The 18,538-nt window shown below is 51.7% G+C and carries 14 protein-coding genes; 13 read left to right on the forward strand and 1 reads right to left on the reverse strand.

The window, feature by feature from the left end:
- Window positions 1-89: 89 nt before the first annotated feature.
- The 12 genes from ACFSX3_RS29100 to ACFSX3_RS29155 all read left to right on the forward strand — a co-directional run bounded on the left by ACFSX3_RS29100 (window position 90) and on the right by ACFSX3_RS29155 (window position 13,044).
- Window positions 90-803, forward strand: a complete 714-nt coding sequence (locus ACFSX3_RS29100; protein WP_209990525.1) for a class I SAM-dependent methyltransferase — start codon at window positions 90-92, stop codon at window positions 801-803.
- Window positions 804-1,296: 493 nt separating this feature from the next.
- Entirely contained in the window at window positions 1,297-2,535 is a 1,239-nt protein-coding gene (locus tag ACFSX3_RS29105; RefSeq protein ID WP_209990528.1) for an FprA family A-type flavoprotein, read from the forward strand.
- A gap of 16 nt (window positions 2,536-2,551) precedes the next feature.
- Window positions 2,552-3,766, forward strand: a complete 1,215-nt coding sequence (locus tag ACFSX3_RS29110) for an NAD(P)/FAD-dependent oxidoreductase (protein ID WP_209990532.1) — start codon at window positions 2,552-2,554, stop codon at window positions 3,764-3,766.
- Window positions 3,767-3,792: 26 nt separating this feature from the next.
- Window positions 3,793-3,975, forward strand: a complete 183-nt coding sequence (gene rd / locus ACFSX3_RS29115) for a rubredoxin (RefSeq protein WP_076075525.1) — start codon at window positions 3,793-3,795, stop codon at window positions 3,973-3,975.
- A 46-nt stretch (window positions 3,976-4,021) separates the two neighbouring features.
- Window positions 4,022-4,732: a Crp/Fnr family transcriptional regulator gene (locus ACFSX3_RS29120; protein WP_209990535.1), complete on the forward strand. Its 711-nt coding sequence runs from the start codon at window positions 4,022-4,024 to the stop codon at window positions 4,730-4,732.
- Between the two features lie 187 nt (window positions 4,733-4,919).
- Window positions 4,920-5,606, forward strand: a complete 687-nt coding sequence (locus ACFSX3_RS29125; RefSeq protein WP_209990537.1) for a response regulator transcription factor — start codon at window positions 4,920-4,922, stop codon at window positions 5,604-5,606.
- Window positions 5,603-6,721, forward strand: coding sequence for a sensor histidine kinase (locus ACFSX3_RS29130; protein ID WP_209990540.1), 1,119 nt, complete (start codon window positions 5,603-5,605; stop codon window positions 6,719-6,721). The genes ACFSX3_RS29125 and ACFSX3_RS29130 overlap by 4 nt, the downstream gene beginning before the upstream one ends.
- Window positions 6,722-6,754: 33 nt before the next feature.
- A complete protein-coding gene (locus ACFSX3_RS29135; protein ID WP_209990542.1) occupies window positions 6,755-9,085 on the forward strand; it encodes an ABC transporter permease in 2,331 nt (776 codons plus the stop codon).
- A 4-nt stretch (window positions 9,086-9,089) separates the two neighbouring features.
- Window positions 9,090-9,848, forward strand: a complete 759-nt coding sequence (locus ACFSX3_RS29140; RefSeq protein WP_209990545.1) for an ABC transporter ATP-binding protein — start codon at window positions 9,090-9,092, stop codon at window positions 9,846-9,848.
- Window positions 9,849-9,965: 117 nt separating this feature from the next.
- Window positions 9,966-11,057, forward strand: a complete 1,092-nt coding sequence (locus ACFSX3_RS29145; RefSeq protein ID WP_209990548.1) for a PRK06851 family protein — start codon at window positions 9,966-9,968, stop codon at window positions 11,055-11,057.
- A 210-nt stretch (window positions 11,058-11,267) separates the two neighbouring features.
- Window positions 11,268-12,041, forward strand: coding sequence for an endonuclease/exonuclease/phosphatase family protein (locus ACFSX3_RS29150; protein WP_209990551.1), 774 nt, complete (start codon window positions 11,268-11,270; stop codon window positions 12,039-12,041).
- A gap of 91 nt (window positions 12,042-12,132) precedes the next feature.
- Window positions 12,133-13,044: a glycerophosphodiester phosphodiesterase family protein gene (locus ACFSX3_RS29155; RefSeq protein WP_209990554.1), complete on the forward strand. Its 912-nt coding sequence runs from the start codon at window positions 12,133-12,135 to the stop codon at window positions 13,042-13,044.
- A 108-nt stretch (window positions 13,045-13,152) separates the two neighbouring features.
- Here the strand turns inward: ACFSX3_RS29155 and ACFSX3_RS29160 are convergent, their stop codons facing one another.
- Window positions 13,153-14,328, reverse strand: coding sequence for a serine hydrolase domain-containing protein (locus ACFSX3_RS29160; protein WP_209990557.1), 1,176 nt, complete (start codon window positions 14,326-14,328; stop codon window positions 13,153-13,155).
- Between the two features lie 209 nt (window positions 14,329-14,537).
- Here ACFSX3_RS29160 and ACFSX3_RS29165 point away from each other — a divergent pair, with 209 nt between their 5' ends.
- Window positions 14,538-18,071: a glycosyl hydrolase 53 family protein gene (locus ACFSX3_RS29165; protein WP_209990559.1), complete on the forward strand. Its 3,534-nt coding sequence runs from the start codon at window positions 14,538-14,540 to the stop codon at window positions 18,069-18,071.
- The last annotated feature ends 467 nt before the right edge of the window (window positions 18,072-18,538 follow it).

Genomic DNA, 18,538 nt, shown 5'->3' on the forward strand with positions numbered 1-18,538 from the left:
ACTATATTTACAGAGATATGTTACAATTCTCTCGGCTGCGATCCTTGGAATCTTCTCGGGCGGAGCATTTGAAGTTTGGGGGCGGACGAATGGACAGGTTAGCCAGAATCAGATCCGAAGAGAAGATATATCATGATCAATGTTACGATAGCAGCAAGCTATTTGAGCCAGGCTCCTGGCTGCACAAACCTGTTACTACAGTCATTAATCTTATCAATAAGTATAAGGATCAAGAATACATAAGCATACTGGATCTGGGAGCTGGGGTTGGCCGGAACAGCATTCCGATCGCCGAATCGATTAAGCATAGAAATGGAAAAGTTGTATGTGTGGACCTGCTGGAATCAGCCATAGCGAAGCTGAAGAGTTACAGTCAGCAGTTCGGTGTAGAGCCTTACATTGTACCCATTCTATCTGATATTGAACACTTCTCTATTGAACCAAATGAATATGATATTATCGTAGCCGTATCTTCATTGGAACATGTGAGCTCGGCACAGGTACTGGAGCAGAAACTGAGTGAAATGAATACCGGGACAAGAGCGGGCGGGACGAATTGTATTATCATCGCGTCCAATATCCGGGAAATGCATCTAGAGAATAAGCAAGAGCTGGACCCCATGTTTGAAGTGAATCTGTCTACGGAAAGAATGTTGGAATTATTGGATCAGAAGTATGCTGGATGGGAGGTTCAGCAGCGGTTCGTGAAACATATGACGTATGAAATCAGTAGAAACGGCGAACCTGTTAAGCTGACTTCTGACTGTATAACGTATGTCGCTAAGAAGAGTCAATCTTATTGAAGATTGGCTTTTTTTTGTTGATTTATGCAAAGTGGGTCCATGGACTATAAAATGTACAAAGAAATCGCTCCTTTTAAAAAGGTTGGTCATATCCCGCTTAAACAGCGGAGAGGACGGAACGATTGTGTAAAAGCGGCAGCGGTCGCCTTGGTCTCCGGATTTTCACCGCTAAGGGGAATGAAAAAAATCTGGAGACCACAGCGATTGGAACAACGGGCCGTTCACGCAGCGTCCACCCAAGTGCTTAAGTCGATCCTGCTCAATAACAAAGGGCTGTCCTACTTGCATCTAACAAATACGATAAAGAATTATTCTTCTCCCACTGTGACCGCACGCACCCCTCCTTTTGTTCAATCGGCTACATTAAGAGTATAGCAAATGAAAGATTTCACTAACTTCTGAAATTTGATTTGAATCCTCCTTTTTAATCAGCAGCCATAATAGAATGAAGTTGCTGATAAGGACATTCCATCAAATATTGGAGGCTAACATAATGAGTACACAATCCAAACAAATTGCCGGAGATATCCACTGGGTAGGCAAAATAGACAACCGTCAAGTCCCGTTCCACCGCCTGATTCTGGCCAAAGGAACAACCTATAATTCCTATCTCCTCAAAACAGGCAAGCCGACCGTAATTGATACGGTGGATATGGAGTTCGGCCGCGAATATGCCGAGTGCCTCGGCGGAATGATTGACCTGATGGATATTCATTACATCGTCATTAACCATACGGAGCCTGATCACTCCGGAGGTCTTGCGGCTCTGGCTGCGCAGGCTCTGAATGCTACTATCGTATGTACCGAAATTGCTGTACCGGAGCTACAGGAAATGTACAAGCTGCACAGCCGCAACTTCCTGGTTGTCAAAGACGGGGATACGCTGGATATCGGAGGAAAAACACTGCTGTTCAAAGAAACGCCGTACCTTCATACCGCTGAAACTATGATTACCTATTGTATCGAGGATCAGATCCTGTTCCCTTGCGATATATTCAGCACACATGTGGCGGTTGACAATCTGTTCAGTGATGAAGCAAGTTTCGATATCACCGAAGATTACAAAGGCTATTATGCAGCCATTATCCATCCGCACAGAAGATATGTAAGAACACTGCTGGAAGCGGTGAAAGACCTGGAGATCCGCATGATTGCGCCTTCCCACGGGTTCCTGATCCGCGAGGACATTCCTAAGTTCATTGGGCTGTACGCCACCATGAGCCGTGAGACCACCCAGGGCAAGAAGGCTGTTATTGTCTATACCACCATCAAGAACAGTACGAAGAAGATGGCCGCGATCATTGAGAATTGCCTGAAAGAGAACAATATTGAGACAGAAGTCTGGAATGCGGATAAAAGCAGCACGGCGGACATCCTGCGCAGCATCGAATCCGCAGACGCAGTCTTCATCGGCAGCTCTACGAAATATGCAGATATGATCGGCAACCTGGAGGAAGTACTGAAAGGGATGCAGGTTATGAATCTGGAAGGCAAGCTTGCAACCGCCTTTGGCTCTTACGGCTGGAGCGGAGAAGCCATTGAGGTCATTCAGGACTACCTGAACGGAACGAATATGACCGTACAAAGCACCTCAGAAGTCATTAAAACCACCGGCATGACCCATGTGGAATTCCCGGTAAGAGTCAGATTCTCCCCTAAAGAACCGGAGAAGGTGCAGAAGATTAAGAATGCGACTGAATTTGTCTCGGATCTGCTGCTCAGTTCAATTTAGGGAGGAGGAAGTTAACATGACGAAGCATTATGTAATTGTCGGAGGCGGCGTATCCGCCGTCCATGCGGCCAAAGCAATCCGCGATCAGGACGCGGAATCCGAAATATCGATTCTCGGGGAGGAAAGCGGGCTTCCCTACAACCGGATTAAGCTGACCAAAGGCCTGTTCACCGACCTGCACAGCGAGAAGGTACTGATCAAGAAGGAGAAATGGTACCGCGATAACCGCATAACGGTTAAGACCTCAACCCGTATCCAATCCGTTGACCCGGAGCGGCAAACGGTAGAGACAGAGGACGGCCAGTGCGTGGAATATCATAAGCTGCTGCTCTGCATGGGAGCGAAGAACCGCGCATTATCCATCGAAGGTGCCGGACTTGCCAACGTCCATACGATCCGGGGTCTCTCCGATGCAGACCGGCTGAAAGACAGCCTGAAGGACGGCAGCCGCGTAACCGTGATCGGCGGTGGAGTGCAGGGCATTGAGACGGCCTGGGCGCTTCACGAAGCGGGACATCCAGTGACCGTGGTCGAAGCAGCGCCTTCCCTGATGGGCAGACAACTGGACAGTTACTCTTCCAACAGACTGAAGGAGACGCTTGAGCAATCCGGAGTGAAGGTGATGCTGCAAGCAGGTGTGTCTTCTATAAAAGGAACTGATTCTGTTACTGGTGTCACACTGAAGGACGGCTCCAGCTTCCCCTGTGATCATGTGGTCTATTCCATTGGCATTGTCCCGAATACGGACCTTGTTAACGGCTCGAATATTGAGGTCGGCCAGGGCATTATTGTCAATGAACATCTGCAGACCAGCGATCCGAACATTTATGCAGCCGGTGACGTTGCCGAGTATGGCGGGCTGGTGGAAGGACTGTGGGGCGGAGCGATTGAACAGGGCAAAATTGCCGGAAGCAATATGGCAGACACTCTGACGGTATACCGCAGAGCCGTTCCGGTTACTTTGTTTAACGCGTTCGGGAGTTCTTTGTTCGCCATTGGCGGCACAGATGAGCGGTTCTGCGACCGGACAGTATGCGGAGAAGAGAACAGTGCCTATACACGTATCTTTGTGACAGACAGCATTATTACCGGTGCCATCTCCTGGCAGGGAGCAGCTGCGTCCTTGACCTACAAGGCTGCTATTGAGCAGGGAACCTCTCTGTCGGGGATTCAGCTTGACGGCCGGAGTATTACAGATATTATGTCCGAAATCCAGTTCAGATTGAACTAAATATAACCTATTAGGAGCTGATAACGATGAAAAAATACATCTGTACCCCTTGCGGCTACATCTATAATCCGGCAGTAGGCGATCCCGATGAGGATGTCGCAGCCGGCACAGCCTTTGAAGATTTGCCTGAAGACTGGGTCTGCCCGGTCTGCGGGGAGGACACCAGCCACTTCGTTCCGGTTGAAGAGAAGAACACAATTGCCCACTAGAGGATTAAGGATGAGGTTCCACATTTCACATTACAGGGGGAACGGTATGAAAGAGCATTCCTGCCAGCACGCCGCAGAACCTTGTACACGCAAGGTACCGATTTTTGCCGCGCTGACCGATGAGGATCTTACCCGGATCAGCGCGATGATCAAGCACCGCAAGTTCACCAAAGGTCAGCCGTTAATCCTGGAAGGGGCACCCTCGGATACGCTGTATATTATTCAACAGGGGCATGTGAAGTTATCCAAGATCACCCCCGAAGGGAAGGAACAGATTTTACACATCCTGACGAACGGAGATTTCTTCGGGGAACTCAGTATTTTTAACAGTGATGAGCTTAGCAACTTCAGTGCGTATGCGCTGAAAGAAACCAATATCTGTATGCTGACCCGCAGCGATATGGAGCAGTTAATGACAGAGAATCCCGATATTTCACTGCGGCTGCTGAAAAGTCTAACCAAAAGGCTCGCCCATACAGAGAATCTGGCGCAGAGTCTGGCGACCAAAGACCCTGAGATCCGGATCGCTTATATGATCATGGAGCTCAGCGACAAATATGGCAAACCCCGCGGCGGGCGTATTCATATTGACCTTCCGCTGTCCCGTGAAGAGCTGGCCAGTTATGTCGGAGTGACCCGCGAGACGATCAGCCGGAAGTTCTCCAGATTCGAGGACTCCGGCCTGATCAAGCTGATCGGCAACAAGCAGATGGTCGTCATGGACCCGGCGGGTGTGGAGCGGTTCATGGGAATATAAGGGGAGTAAATTAGACGAAGCGGCATTTCTACCATCGGGTGATGGGGAATGCCGCTTTTTGGCATATACAGCCGATTGATATGATAAATCTTAAGGCAATGTTAAGGTTAACCGTGTTTAACTGAAAGGTAGGGCCAACATAATGAACTTACGGCCTGGAGGGATGAGCGGGAGGAGAGGTGAAATCATGAACCAAACGATTCTGATTGTGGACGATGAGCAGGAGATCCGGGAGCTCCTGCGCCTGTATGTAGAAAAGGACGGCTATACCGTGATCCAGGCCGGCAATGGACGGGAAGCACTGAAGCAGGCAGCGGCTGTGAGGATTGATCTGGCTGTTATCGACATTATGATGCCGGAGCTTGATGGCTATCAGCTGATTAAGGGCTTGAGAGAGCACAGCAATCTGCCCATTATCGTTGTCAGTGCCAAGACAGAGAATCACGAGAAAATTCTGGGGCTTGACCTTGGTGCGGATGATTATGTGACTAAGCCATTTGACCCGCTTGAGGTGCTTGCACGAATAAAAGCCCAATTACGCCGCTATAGCGGTGGTGCAGCGGATTCCGCAGCGGCGGTGCTGACGGCTGGGGAACTGTGTATGGATATTTCTGTTTGCAGTCTCCGCTTGGGCAGCGCCGCAATCCATCTTACCGCTACAGAATACAACATGATGAAGCTGTTCATGCAAAGTCCAGGACGCGTCTACACCAAACAGCAGCTGTATGAGGCGGCATGGCAGGAGACGGCTATCGTGGATGATAATACGGTGATGGTGGCCATCAGTAAGCTGCGCGCCAAGCTTCCCGGCGGCAGCGGGGTGTCCATTGGAACCGTGCGGGGATTAGGGTATCGGCTGGAGGTGCATCCATGAAGAACAAGCGCAGCTTCAGAAGAGTCATCATGCGCAGATTCATAGGCTACACCTTCGGCATTGCGCTGACACTCCTGGTTCTGGAGCTATTGTACGGTCTGTTGACATGGAGGAACGGGATGAACTTCGCGGAGCTGGCCTCTTCCCCGCTGGCCAAGGGAACGGAATCGCTTCAGATCACGCTGTCCGTGATCTGGATTCTTATCACTGCGGCTATCTATTTCATTGGGATTGTCCTGTTCGGACGCGGGGTCAACAGGAAGCTAATGGAGCCTGTAAGGAAGATGGAAGAAGGGTTCAGGGAGGTAACGTCCGGCCATTTAGAGACTAGGCTGGATTTTGAGACAGAAACGGAATTTGGAGAAATGAGGGACGCGTTCAACTTCATGGCGCGGAAGCTTAAGGAAGCCGAAGACCAACGGATGAGCAGGGAGAAGGAACGGATGCAGCTGTTCTCGCATATTGCCCATGATCTGAGAACCCCAATGACAACGATATCGGGATATGCCGGGGCTTTGGTAAGCGGTATGGTTGAGGAGCCGGGCAAGCAGCGGGAATATCATCTGGCGATTCAAGCGAAATCGGGGCAGATGAACCAATTGCTTGACCAACTGCTGGCCTACTCCAAGCTGGGTGCGCCTGAATACAAGTTGGATCTGGCGAAGGTTGATCTTGTGGAACTGCTTCGCGTATCTTGCGCTGCTTTGTTTGGTGAAGTCGAAGGCAAACAGATGAGCTTAGAACTGCAAATACCGGACCAGCCCGTATTTTATATAGCAGACCCGCTGGAAATTAGCCGGGCTATCGGCAATTTGCTGACTAATGCAATCCGCCATAACCCGTCAGGCAGCCAGTTATTCGTAGGACTGACGGATGAGCCCAGCCGGATTACAATCCATATTGCCGATAATGGAGCAGCGATCCCGGAGGCCATCACCGGAAATCTCTTCGAGCCGTTTGTCTCCGGCGACGCTTCAAGAACCACCAGCAGTGGAACTGGGCTAGGACTGGCAATTGTGCACAAGGTGATGGAACAGCATTCCGGGGGAGTTAGTGTAATAGACGCAGTTTCACCCTATACCAAGGAGTTCGTTCTCATTTTCCCCAAAGGTTAAACCTGTAAGGTCACAAATAGACGGAGGAGTGACATGTATCTAAAATTAATTAAAAACGGTCTGCGCAAAAGTAAGCTGATTACCGGCACGATTATGGCGTTCATCCTCGTTGCCGCCATGCTGACCTCGCTCGCCGCATCGCTTACAGTGAATCTGTCCGGCGCGATTGATAACATGCTTCTGTCGGCGAAGGCACTACATTTCATGCAAATGCATACAGGCAGCGTAGACTTGGACCAGTTGCGGAGCTTCGCTGACGCTAATGGCAGCGTAGAGGAATATCAGGTGCTGGAGTTCCTCAATATCGAGGGTGCAGAGATTGTGATCGGGAACGATTCGCTTGCTGGAAGCATTCAGGACAACGGTCTTTCCGTACAAGGCAAGAAATTCGACTACCTGCTGGACTTAAACGGTGAAGTTATTCATCCGGCAGACGGTGAAATCTATGTCCCGGTCTACTACAGGCAGGAAGGTTATGCAGCACTTGGAGATACAGTGACGATCCACGGTATTTCCTTCCACGTTGCGGGGTTCTTGCGGGATTCAACCATGAACGCGGCACTGGTAAGCTCCAAGCGTTTCCTTGTGAGCCAGGCGGATTTCGAGAGGGTTCGTGAGTTCGGACAATTGGAGCACCTGATTGAATTCCGGCTGTCCGAGGGGGTTAACTATCCGGCATTTGAGGCAGCGTATTTGGATGCGGGACTCCCGGCCAACGGTCCGCCTGCGATCACGTACAATCAGGTGAAGATGATTAACGGCATTACGGACGGCATTATGATTGCTGTGCTGGTGTTAATCGGCATGCTGGTCATTATCGTGGCCTTCTTATGTATCCGCTTTACGCTACTGGCAACGATCGAAGAGGATTACAAGGAAATAGGCGTACTGAAGGCCATCGGGATGCGGGTATCACAGATCAAGAAGCTGTACCTTGCGAAATACGGTGCGATCACGGGTGTAGCCTGCGTGCTGGGCTTTCTGGCTTCTCTGCCGCTCCAGATCCCTTTTATGCACAATATTCGTCTGTATATGGGTGATAGCGGGAGCCGGTTTCCCGGCTTGCTCAGCGGACTTGCGGGGGCGGTGCTCATCTTCGCGGTGGTCATGCTCTATGTGAATGGTGTGCTGCGGCGCTTCCGTAACATCTCCCCGGCCCAGGCGGTGAGGTTCGGCGCATCGCGTGAATCATCGAAACCGGGCAGAAGCTTCCGGCTGAGTCACAACAGGCTGTTCACCCGGAATATCTTTCTAGGCATCAAGGATGTGCTGTCCCGTAAGAAGCTGTATGTCACCATGACGATGGTGCTGGTCATCTCCTCATTCATTATGATTGTGCCGTATAATATCAGCAATACTATCTCTGCACCCGGCTTCATCACCAATATGGGTATGGGCATCAGTGACCTTAATATCGGAGTGCTGCGGACACAGGTGGAGGACGTCCCGGGGAAGGCGGCGGAGGTTACAGCTCGGCTGGAGGAGGATAAGAACGTTGAGAAATATGCACTATTCACCAGCCGGATGCTAGAGAGAAGAGCGGATGACGGAACGCTAGAGAAGCTGCGGGTGACCTTCGGGGACTATTCCACCTTTCCGGTTACGTATTCCAAAGGCCGTGCGCCACAAGCTGAAGCGGAGATTGCCCTCTCGGTACTTAATGCGGAAGACTTTGAACAGAACGTTGGAGATGAACTCGTTGTTATCGCTGACGGCACGGAAAAGCACCTGAAGGTGTGCGGGATTTACTCCGATGTTACGAACGGCGGACGTACGGCCCAGGCGATTTTCAATATGAATCACGGGGAGATTCTAAGCGCCTCAATTGCAGTTACGTTCCGTGACCGTCAGAGCGTTCAGGCGGCAATAGCACAGTACCGGGAACAATTCCCCTCTGCCAAAATTACCGGGATCGACGAGACCATCGGGCAGATGCTCGGTCCTATGCGCAAGGCTATACAAAAGGCATCCATTGTCGCTACTGTGGCAACTGCTCTGCTCACACTGCTGGTAACAACGTTGTTTATGAGGATGCTGGTGACAAAAGACGGTTATCCCATTGCCATAATGAAATCTATCGGCTTCACAGGCAGGGATATTCGCAGGCAGTATCTTACACGCTCTATTATCGTGCTGGGGATCGGTGTCATCACCGGTACGCTTTTGGCAAATACGCTGGGAGAGCTTGTGGGTGTGGCAATCGTGTCTTCCTTCGGCGCAGCAGCCTTCCATTTCGCGGTAAACCCGTGGTTTGTCTATTTCATTTCGCCTCTGCTGATTGCAGGCTGTGTCGTTGCCGCCACACGGTTGGGCATTTCCGCCATCCAGCCCTTACAAATTTCCGAACATATTAAGGAGGTTTAGCAAGATGAGCAGCATCATTACAGGTACCCGTATCGTAAAAACCTACGGCAAGGGTACAGAACAGGCCACAGTGTTGAATGGAGTAGACGTAGTTATAACAAAAGGTGAGTTTGTTGCCGTAATGGGACCCTCAGGCTCAGGCAAAACCACACTGCTGTTCGCGCTCAGCGGCATGGATGGGATTACAGGCGGATCAGTCAAATTTGGTGATACGGAATTATCCGGGCTCCGGGAAAATGTGCTTGCGGATCTTCGCCGGACCCGGATGGGGTTTATTTTTCAGCAGCCTACGATGCTGAGGAACCTGAATCTGCTGGACAATATCATGCTTCCCGCTGTGCAGGATGGTAAGAGAAACATTGCGGAACTCGCGCAAAAAGCGAGACACCTGATGAAGCAAACGGGCATTTCCGGGCTTGAATACAGGGATACCATGGAGGTATCAGGCGGCCAGCTCCAGCGGGCCGGAATCTGCCGCGCGCTGATGAATACGCCGGAGATTCTGTTTGCCGATGAGCCAACCGGTGCGCTGAACTCGAAGACGGCAGAGGAGATCATGGGGCTGCTGGTGGCGATCAATCAAGCAGGCACAGCCATCATGCTTGTGACTCATGATGCGAGAGTCGCCGCCCGCGCAGACAGGGTACTTTTCACGAGGGACGGGCATATCGTTTCCAATCTGACACTGGCAAAGTTCAGCGGCGGGGATCTGGAAGCGAGAGGGGAGAAGGTGCTGGCCGGGATGGCAGCTGTTGGCATTTAGTTTAGCGTTTTCACGTGGACTGGACGTAATTCCCCCGCTTCCGGAACCTTACAAATACCTGACGCATATTGTATGGTTATAAGCCTACCAGGCGACAACGGGAAAGGAAGTGGATGTATGGCTGCGCGGATTTTAAGATATTTTGCAGACGGTAATACGGCTCTTGGCTTCTATAGTTTGTTCGAATCGAATCTTCAGGGACTGCGGCGGATCTTCATCTTGAAAGGCGGTCCCGGTACCGGAAAATCCTCCCTGATGAATGCAATCGGCACGGAATGGGCGGAGCGGGGTTATGATATTGAGCTGATCCATTGTTCATCCGATAAGGATTCCATTGACGGGGTCATTATTCCGGCGCTTGGCGTGGGCATTGTTGACGGGACTGCGCCCCATGTGATCGAGCCCAAGGCTCCCGGAGCGGCCCGGGAATACGTGAACCTGGGAGAAGCGTGGGACTCGCCAGCGCTGATCAGCCAAAGGGAGATCATTGAGGAGCTTAACCGGAAGGCTGCGGATGCCTGTGCGGCAGCGTACAGCAGGTTTGCAGAGGCCCTGAACATTCATGACGAATGGGAAAAGATTTACTTCGAGCATATGGACTTCGGCCAGGCGGATCAATTAACGGCCCTGATGCTGGAACAGCTGTTTGGCGAAGCGCATCTTCAGAGGAGTGCTGACGTCAAGCACCGGTTTCTGGGCGCAGCAACGCCGGCAGGATCGGTCGACTTTGTACCTAATTTGACCGAAGGGCTGTGGAGACGCTTCTTCCTCAAAGGCCGGGCCGGAACAGGCAAATCAACCATACTCCGCACAATCGCCTCCGAGGCGGAGAAGCGGGGCTTTGATACGGAAATCTATCATTGCGGCTTCGATCCCCACAGTCTGGATATGGTCATTGTGCGTGAGCTTGATTTTGCGGTCTTTGACAGCACCAGCCCGCATGAATATTACCCGGAGCGGGAGGGAGACGTAATCATCGATACGTATGAAGCTGTTGTAGCACCGGGAACGGATGAACGCCTCGCCGGGCCGCTAGAGGAAGTAAGCACACAATATAAGGCCACAATGAAAACGGCGATAGCCGCATTGGCAGAGGCCAAGGTGCACCGGGATGAATTAAAGGAAATTTATATCGCAGCAATGGATTTTAGCGCGGCGGATGCAGCCAGGAACCGGATTTCCGCTGAACTGGCAAGGATATTGGCCTAACGGTTAATGGGCTCTGAACCAGGCTTGCCATTCACAGGGTAAGCCTCTTTCGGCTTAACTGGTTGCTTCAATGAACGGACATGGCTGCGGGCCAGAGTGGCGCGCTCCCGCCGGTTGACGCGTTCTTCAACAAGGTATAAACTTATAAACCTCAATATGTAGTTCAGAGAGGATTAAAAGCGTTTACATTTCAGAGGGGAGAAAACAGTGATGACTACTTACGAAGTGGCTTCCTTTAATATCCGCGTTGACATTCCGGTGGACGGAGAGAACAGCTGGACGTTCCGCAAAGAGCATTTGCTGCGCCTGATCAGGTATTACCGCTGGGACATCTTCGGGCTTCAGGAAGCAAAGGGCAATCAGCTGAGGTATCTGGCTGCACTTGATGATTATGAGGTGGAAGGGATCAGCCGTGATCAAGATCCGGATGACGAACACTGTCCGGTCTTTTATAATAAGTCGGTATTCACCAAGGAAGACGGAGGCACGTTCTGGCTGACGGAGACGCCGGAGGTTCCCTCCAAGTCCTGGGGCTCTGATTACAACCGGATCTGCACCTGGGTAAGGCTGAAGGACACGAGAAACGGGAATAGGATTCACTTTCTCAACACTCATCTGGACCATATCAGCGAGGAAGCCCGATACCGCGGCGCTCTGATGATTCTGGACTGGATCCGTGATCAAGACGGGGACCTTCCGGTTATACTGACAGGGGATTTCAATGCTCTTCCGGACGAAAGATGTTACCGGGAGATTACAGGGCAGCTGACGGATACCCGCAGAGCAGCTGATGATGCACATTATGGCCCCTGGGGTACATTTACCGGTTTCCGCTATGATATTCCATGGAATGAGCTTATGGAAATCGATTATATTTTTACGGACAAGCAGGCGAAAGTACGGAAGACCCGGACGGTAACCGACAGCTATGACCGGAAATACCCTTCGGATCATTATCCAGTTACAGCAACTCTGGAATGGTAACATGGCACTCATAGATATAGAGACAATGGATTGTTTACGCGACATATGTCTGATACAGATACGCTAATCATATGAAAATGGGGACAGCTGCATGATGAGGATATTCAGACATAAGGGTTATTTTATCGGTGTGCATATAATGATGGTGATCTTCCTGTTCTCCACACTGTACGCTTATTCTCCGGCGATCCGGGTGAAGGTGAAAGAGATCATCGAGCCTGCGGACAAGGTCTATACGATTGCCCACCGCGGGGCGTCAGGTTATGCGCCTGAGAATACGCTTCCCGCCTTCCAGCTGGCCGCCCAGATGAAGGCCGATTCCATTGAGCTGGATGTTCATTTAACCAAGGATCTAATTCCCGTTGTCATTCATGATGAGACCGTGAACCGGACCACGGACGGCAAGGGCTATGTGAAGAACATGACCCTGGAGCAGCTCAGGCAGCTTGATGCCGGTTCATGGTTCAATCAGGACTTCCCGATGTTCGCCAGGGATCTCTATATTGGTGTTACCATCCCGACCCTGGATGAAGTGTTCGACAAATTGGGCAGTGACATCAACTACGTCATTGAAATTAAAGACCCTCCTCCGAAGTATAATATAGAAGAAATTCTGAACGAAACCATTAAGAATCATCACCTGGAAAAGCTGGTAGCCATCCACTCCTTCAGCGCCGCCAGTCTAAAGAGGTTCCATGCCATTAACCCGGACATTCCCTTATATCAGCTTGTCTGGAATGATTATGCGGCTACGAGGGTGACTCAGTCCTATCTGGATACCGTGAAGACCTATGCCGTAGGCATCAGCCCGAATTTCCAGGGAATCAGCGCAGCTTATGTAGCTCAGGTGAAGAGGGCCGGGCTCAAGATCATCCCGTACACGGTGAACTACCAGCTCAATATGGATAAAGCCTACTCCTGGGGAGTCGACGGTGTGCATACGAATTATCCCGACCGCTTCCTTGAGGTGATTGCTGTGAACAGGGAGAATGCGCGGTGGTAAGAGTAGAGGATGGGGGACCAGAGTCGCTCATTTACTATAAAAAGTCCAGAAAAAGGGTCCAGTTCTTGTCCGGGTACCCAGACAAGAACTGGACCCTTAACGTTGTGCTTAAAATGCGCTTAACACGATATTACGCAGCTTGCGTGTAATCGGCAGGGTTCCAGCGTCCTTCTTCTGGATCATGAACAGGATGGTCAGACCTTCCTGCGGGCAATTGGCAAAATAAGCTCCCAGCCAGCCGTCCCAGCCGTATTCTCCCTGGCTGCCGAGCCCTCCGGCTTGACCGGGATCGGTCAGGATGCGCATCTGATTGCCGTAGCTGTAGCCTTGCAGCGAATGCCAAGGATTGAAGCCTTGCTGCTGCGAGTTGGTCAAGCTGGCCGAGGTCATAAACTGAACGGTGCGGGGCTTCAGCAGCTCCACCCCGTTCAAGCTGCCCTGATTCATCAGCATGGTGGTGAATTTGGCAGCATCCTCAATGGTTGAGACCAGCCCGGCTCCGCCTGCCTCATAAGCTGCCTCCCGGTCCATATGATGGTTAACCCCAAGGTGACTCTCCGAAAAGGGTGTCAATCCGCCTTCACCATCATCCTGGTAGACGCAAGCCAGCCGTTCTCTCTTGTCTTCGGGCAGCCAAAAGCCGGTATCGTTCATTTGCAGCGGACCGAAGATCTCCTGCTGCAGGAATTCTCCGTACCGCATACCGCTGACCACTTCAACTAATGCACCTAGAACATCCGCAGAGGTTCCATACTGCCAGGAGGTTCCCGGCTCGAAGGCCAGCGGGCCTTCGCCCAGCCGATTGGCGAATTCCAGTGTGCTCATCGGGTTCGTGCCAAACAGGCGGCTGTTCAGTTCCTGGTACAGCGCCTCCGTACACTGACCCGCCAGGTCTTCTCCTCCGTAGACCAGGCCGGAGGTCATGTTCAGCAGGTCATTAATATCAACCTCCCGGCTAACGGGCACAAGCTCGCCGTTCTTTCCCACCTTCTGATTCTTGAATCCGGGTATGTACTGGCTGACCGGATCGAACAGGTCGATCTCCCCGCGCTCCAGGAGCAGCATAACGGCTGCGGCAGTAACCGGCTTCGTCATCGAGTATAAGCGGAAGATCGAATCTCTGGACATTTTGCGTCCAGCTTCAATGTCGGCAAAGCCGTCTTCGTGATACCAGCTTTCTTGTCCGTCCTGAATCACCATGAAGTTCGCACCGGCGATTTCCTTATTGGCAATGCTTGCGCTCAGCGCTTTGGTGATTAGACGGGTAGTGTTTGAATCGAGCATCTCTAGGTCTCCTTTGGTATGATCCGTTATCTATATTCCAGGGTGAATAGCATTTCACATAGAGAACATTATACGTCTTTCAGAGTGAAATGTAAGCGCATTTCAGCGAAAAGATTGAATAAGTATAGGTTTTCGTTGCTTCGCTTAATGTAATGCGTCTCTCACAGTCCTCTATACTAATGAGGAGACTATTACAGGGAGGTAATATTTTGAAACAGAGAACAAGATGGCTTGCGGCGGTTCTTACTTTTACCATGCTAATCATGTCGCTGACTGGACTTGGATTACCGGCACAAGCCGGAGCGGTTCCTATTCCGCAATCCTTCGCCAAAGGCGCAGATGTCAGCTGGCTGCCGCAAATGGAAGCTGAGGGCCATAAATTCTATAACGATCAGGGAGTCGAAGAGGACCTGCTCCAGATTCTGAAGGATCACGGGATTGATTCCATCCGCATCCGGGCTTTTGTCAATCCGTCAGATGATCCGATTAATGGGCATAACAGTACAGAAGAGATGGTTCTGCTGGCATCCCGTGTAAGCGCTCTCGGATTCAGGGTGATGGTTGATCTGCACTACAGTGATTCCTGGGCCGATCCCGGGAAGCAGGTTACTCCGGCAGCATGGGAGAGCGATAACCTGGAGCAGCTCAAAGCACATGTCTCGGAGTACACCACAGAGGTGATGCAGGCGCTGAAGGACGCGGGGGTAACCCCCGAATGGGTGCAGATCGGCAATGAGATTAATAACGGGATGATGCACCCGCTGGGCAGCTACAGCAATACGGCGAATCTGGTGGAATTGATCCAGGCGGGGTCACATGCGGCCAAGGCTGTTTTTCCTGAGACCAAAATCATTATTCACAGAGCCAACGGAGCAGATAGTGGTGTAGATCCTTTCTATGCCGGTCTGGTCGAAGCAGGGCTTAAGGACAGCGATTATGACATCATCGGGTTATCTTATTACCCGGATTCTATCTATACTTCTTCCATTAATGAACTATCCTCCAACATGAACCTTCTGGCTGCAAAATATGGCAAGGAAGTTATGGTCGTGGAGGTTGGCGGCGATGTGAGCAAGAATGTAGATAATGTGTATAACATGCTGGTTGCTGTTCAGAATGGCGTGAAGGCTGTACCTGGCGGCCAGGGAACAGGCGTGTTCTATTGGGCACCCGAGGGCGTCTATTTCGGATATGGGCTGTCTGCCTGGAACCCGGACGGAACGCCTTCCTTCGCGATGGATGCTTTTATGGATGGTGCTTCTGCAATCAACCGGGTGCCGGTTCAGTCGGTAAAAGTAGAGAAGCAGGCCGCTGTCCTTGAAGTCGGAGGAACCGGCAGCGTGAAGGCAACGATCAGCCCGGGAAATGCAACCTATAAGGGGCTGACCTTCACCAGCTCTGATGAAGCCATCGTCAAGGTAGACAAGTATAAAGGAACGATCTCCGGGCTTGCTGCCGGGACCTCTACCGTAACAGCGGTTACGTATGACGGCGGATTTACAGATTCAACTGAGATCACAGTCTCGCCAAGCACAAGCTTCATTCAGAATCCAGGCTTCGAGGACGGGCTGAACGGCTGGACCGTAAGCGGCGACAGCACGGCGGTCAATGTGGAGTCGGATGCCCATTCCGGTTCGGCTGCACTGCACTACTGGAGCTCAGGGGCTGCGGAATTCCAAATCTCCCAGACGGTCACAGGACTAGAGAATGGAACCTATCAGCTATCCGCATGGGTCTCGGGTAACGGCGGGGAAGAGACCGCTGAGATTTTTGCGGGCAATCAGAAGCAGCAGTTCGTCAACACAGGCTGGCAGCAATGGAGTAATCCAACCATCGATACCATTGAGGTTACAGATGGAACACTGAGTATTGGCGCTAATCTGAAATACCCGGGAGACAAGTGGGGGAATATTGATGATTTCAAGCTGGTCAAAAAAGCCGGAGCCGTCAGCACCGATCATCTAACGGTCAACGGCGCTAAGTCCGACTGGTATCTGAGCGGCACCAAGCCCGCTACCTTTGGGGACAGCAAAGCTTCAGGCGGCTTCGATTACGGGGATGACAAGCCGATTAACTTCAACCTCACTCATGAAATGACCGGACTGGAGCCCGGAACCTATACCCTCCAGGCCAAAATCTTCGGGGATAAGGGTGATCCTTCCCCAGGTTCGGTGATGTATGTGGTCTCCGAGGGACAGACGTATTCGGTGCCTGTTACCTATTCAGGCAGCGCCTGGCTGAAGCCCCGGACTCTGACGCTAAAGCATGTGCACATAGGGGAAGACGGCAGCGCATCGCTGGGCTTCAAGGTCATCACGGACTCGGATAATCATTACGGCTATCTGCAAGAGGTGACCTTCGTGCGCAATAGCACAACTACACCTGAGGTTCCAAGTGAACCAAGTGAACCAAGCGAACCAAGCGAACCCAATGAACCAAGTGAACCTGTAACACCTCCGGTAACAGAGCCGGTGACACCTCCAGTAACGGAACCGGGAACAAGCCCGGAAGAGAATCCTGTACCGAGTCCGGCAGCCAGTCCTGTGCCAAGCCCGACTACGGCACCAGGAACGGACTCCGGCTCAGGCTGGACAGCACCGCAGGCAACAGCTCAAGCGTCAGCTACACTGCCAGCCACGCCGCAGCCGGAGATTCTGACTGTAACTGAGCCGAAGGTGAATGCACAGAATAAGATTGTGATTCCACTGGCTGAGGGTCAGAGCGAAGTAAGAATTCCCGCTGACGCCGCGGCTCTTAAGGGAATAGCCGGTCTGAAGGTGGACGGTAAGACGGTGACTGTAGAGATTCCAGGCCAGGTTGTGCAGCAGCTTCAAGGCTTAGTCGGGCAGCAGCAGAAGGGCTCGATGATCTCTGTCGTGCTTGAGCCATGGTCCTCAGAGCAGAAGACGGGCTGGACACTTCAGGCCAATACCAAGAGTGAGGCTGAACTGAGAACAGCCGGAGAAATGTTCAATCTCAGTCTGTCTGTGCTGAATCAGCAGGGAGTTAAGACTCCGCTGACCTCCTTCGCGGAACCTGTTACGCTTCGCTTGAAGGTTCAGGAGAACGGGAACCCGATGCTTGCAGGTGTCTATGCGGCCGCAGACGATGGAACGCTTGAATATGCAGGCGGAACCTGGGAACAGTCCGTGTTGACTGCACAGGTACGGCAATCCGGCAATTATGCTGTACTGGAGTATGACAAGAGCTTTACAGATGTGAGTCCGGCGGATTGGGCCTACTCAGTGATTAAAGAGATGGCTGCCAAGCATATTATCGAGGGCGACCGGGAAGGACGCTTCGCACCGAAGAGAGAAGTGACCCGGGCCGAATTCGTTACGATGCTTGTCCGTGCCCTTGGGCTGAAGGCGGAAGGCCTGAGTTCGTTCGCTGATGTAGACAGCAGCAAGTGGTATTCGGACGATATGGCCGCCGCTTTTGCAGCCGGTATCGTCAAAGGGGACTCTACCGGCAAGTTCGCCCCCGAGTCGCGTATTACACGGCAAGAGATGGCAACGCTGCTTGTGAGAGCCCACGAGTTACGTTCGGGAAGTCCGGCTCCGGCGGATTCTTTGCCAGCTTTTGCCGATGCCGGGAAGATTGACAGCTGGGCGAAGGAAGCCGTGAGTGCCGCCGGTTCACTAGGCATCATTACAGGGACTCCGGGCGGATTCCTCAAGCCCCAGGCCAATGCGACGCGCGCAGAATGTGCGAAGGTATTGAGTTTGCTGCTTAATCTGTGAGCAAGAGAATAAGAGTGTAAGTTGAAGTAGAGCAGCGAATCTCCTGGTTAGGGAGCGCTGCTCTTTTTACTGGCATGGGATAGTGTGTGGAAGGCGAAGGGGCCGATTGTAGTCGAAAAACCGATCACATTGGGCAGCAGGAAGGTGAACGGACCAAATGTAGTCGAAAAACAGGCATGACAAGACAGAGGCCTTGTCACCCCCAGGAATGAAAATAAGTGGGTGGCATCCGTCGCATCCATTCTAAAAGATGCTGTAGTCGTCAACACTACATATACAAATCAAAGGGCGGAAACGGTTACTGGGACACACCCCGTGCGAAAAACCGTTCTATTGCGCTTTTCGAGCATCGCCTATTGTAGCCCCCCAAAGTACGTGTATTAAATTACACTCACTCGAGCGCATGATTTGTAAACTGACGATGGAGGATGGTTGGAATGGATGCTGTACGTATGTGTTGCGCGGGT

The sequence above is a fragment of the Paenibacillus rhizoplanae genome (assembly GCF_042684125.1).
GTDB lineage: Bacteria > Bacillota > Bacilli > Paenibacillales > Paenibacillaceae > Paenibacillus_AQ > Paenibacillus_AQ rhizoplanae.

Bases quoted from the DNA above. Each gene is read 5' to 3' on its own strand.
- ACFSX3_RS29110 (WP_209990532.1), top strand. From the start codon at position 2,552: ATGACGAAGCATTATGTAATTGTCGGAGGCGGCGTATCCGCCGTCCAT.
- rd (WP_076075525.1), top strand. From the start codon at position 3,793: ATGAAAAAATACATCTGTACCCCTTGCGGCTACATCTATAATCCGGCA.
- ACFSX3_RS29100 (WP_209990525.1), top strand. From the start codon at position 90: ATGGACAGGTTAGCCAGAATCAGATCCGAAGAGAAGATATATCATGAT.
- ACFSX3_RS29155 (WP_209990554.1), top strand. From the start codon at position 12,133: ATGATGAGGATATTCAGACATAAGGGTTATTTTATCGGTGTGCATATA.
- ACFSX3_RS29145 (WP_209990548.1), top strand. From the start codon at position 9,966: ATGGCTGCGCGGATTTTAAGATATTTTGCAGACGGTAATACGGCTCTT.
- ACFSX3_RS29125 (WP_209990537.1), top strand. From the start codon at position 4,920: ATGAACCAAACGATTCTGATTGTGGACGATGAGCAGGAGATCCGGGAG.
- ACFSX3_RS29120 (WP_209990535.1), top strand. From the start codon at position 4,022: ATGAAAGAGCATTCCTGCCAGCACGCCGCAGAACCTTGTACACGCAAG.
- ACFSX3_RS29130 (WP_209990540.1), top strand. From the start codon at position 5,603: ATGAAGAACAAGCGCAGCTTCAGAAGAGTCATCATGCGCAGATTCATA.
- ACFSX3_RS29140 (WP_209990545.1), top strand. From the start codon at position 9,090: ATGAGCAGCATCATTACAGGTACCCGTATCGTAAAAACCTACGGCAAG.
- ACFSX3_RS29135 (WP_209990542.1), top strand. From the start codon at position 6,755: ATGTATCTAAAATTAATTAAAAACGGTCTGCGCAAAAGTAAGCTGATT.
- ACFSX3_RS29160 (WP_209990557.1), bottom strand. From the start codon at position 14,328: ATGCTCGATTCAAACACTACCCGTCTAATCACCAAAGCGCTGAGCGCA.
- ACFSX3_RS29150 (WP_209990551.1), top strand. From the start codon at position 11,268: ATGACTACTTACGAAGTGGCTTCCTTTAATATCCGCGTTGACATTCCG.
- ACFSX3_RS29105 (WP_209990528.1), top strand. From the start codon at position 1,297: ATGAGTACACAATCCAAACAAATTGCCGGAGATATCCACTGGGTAGGC.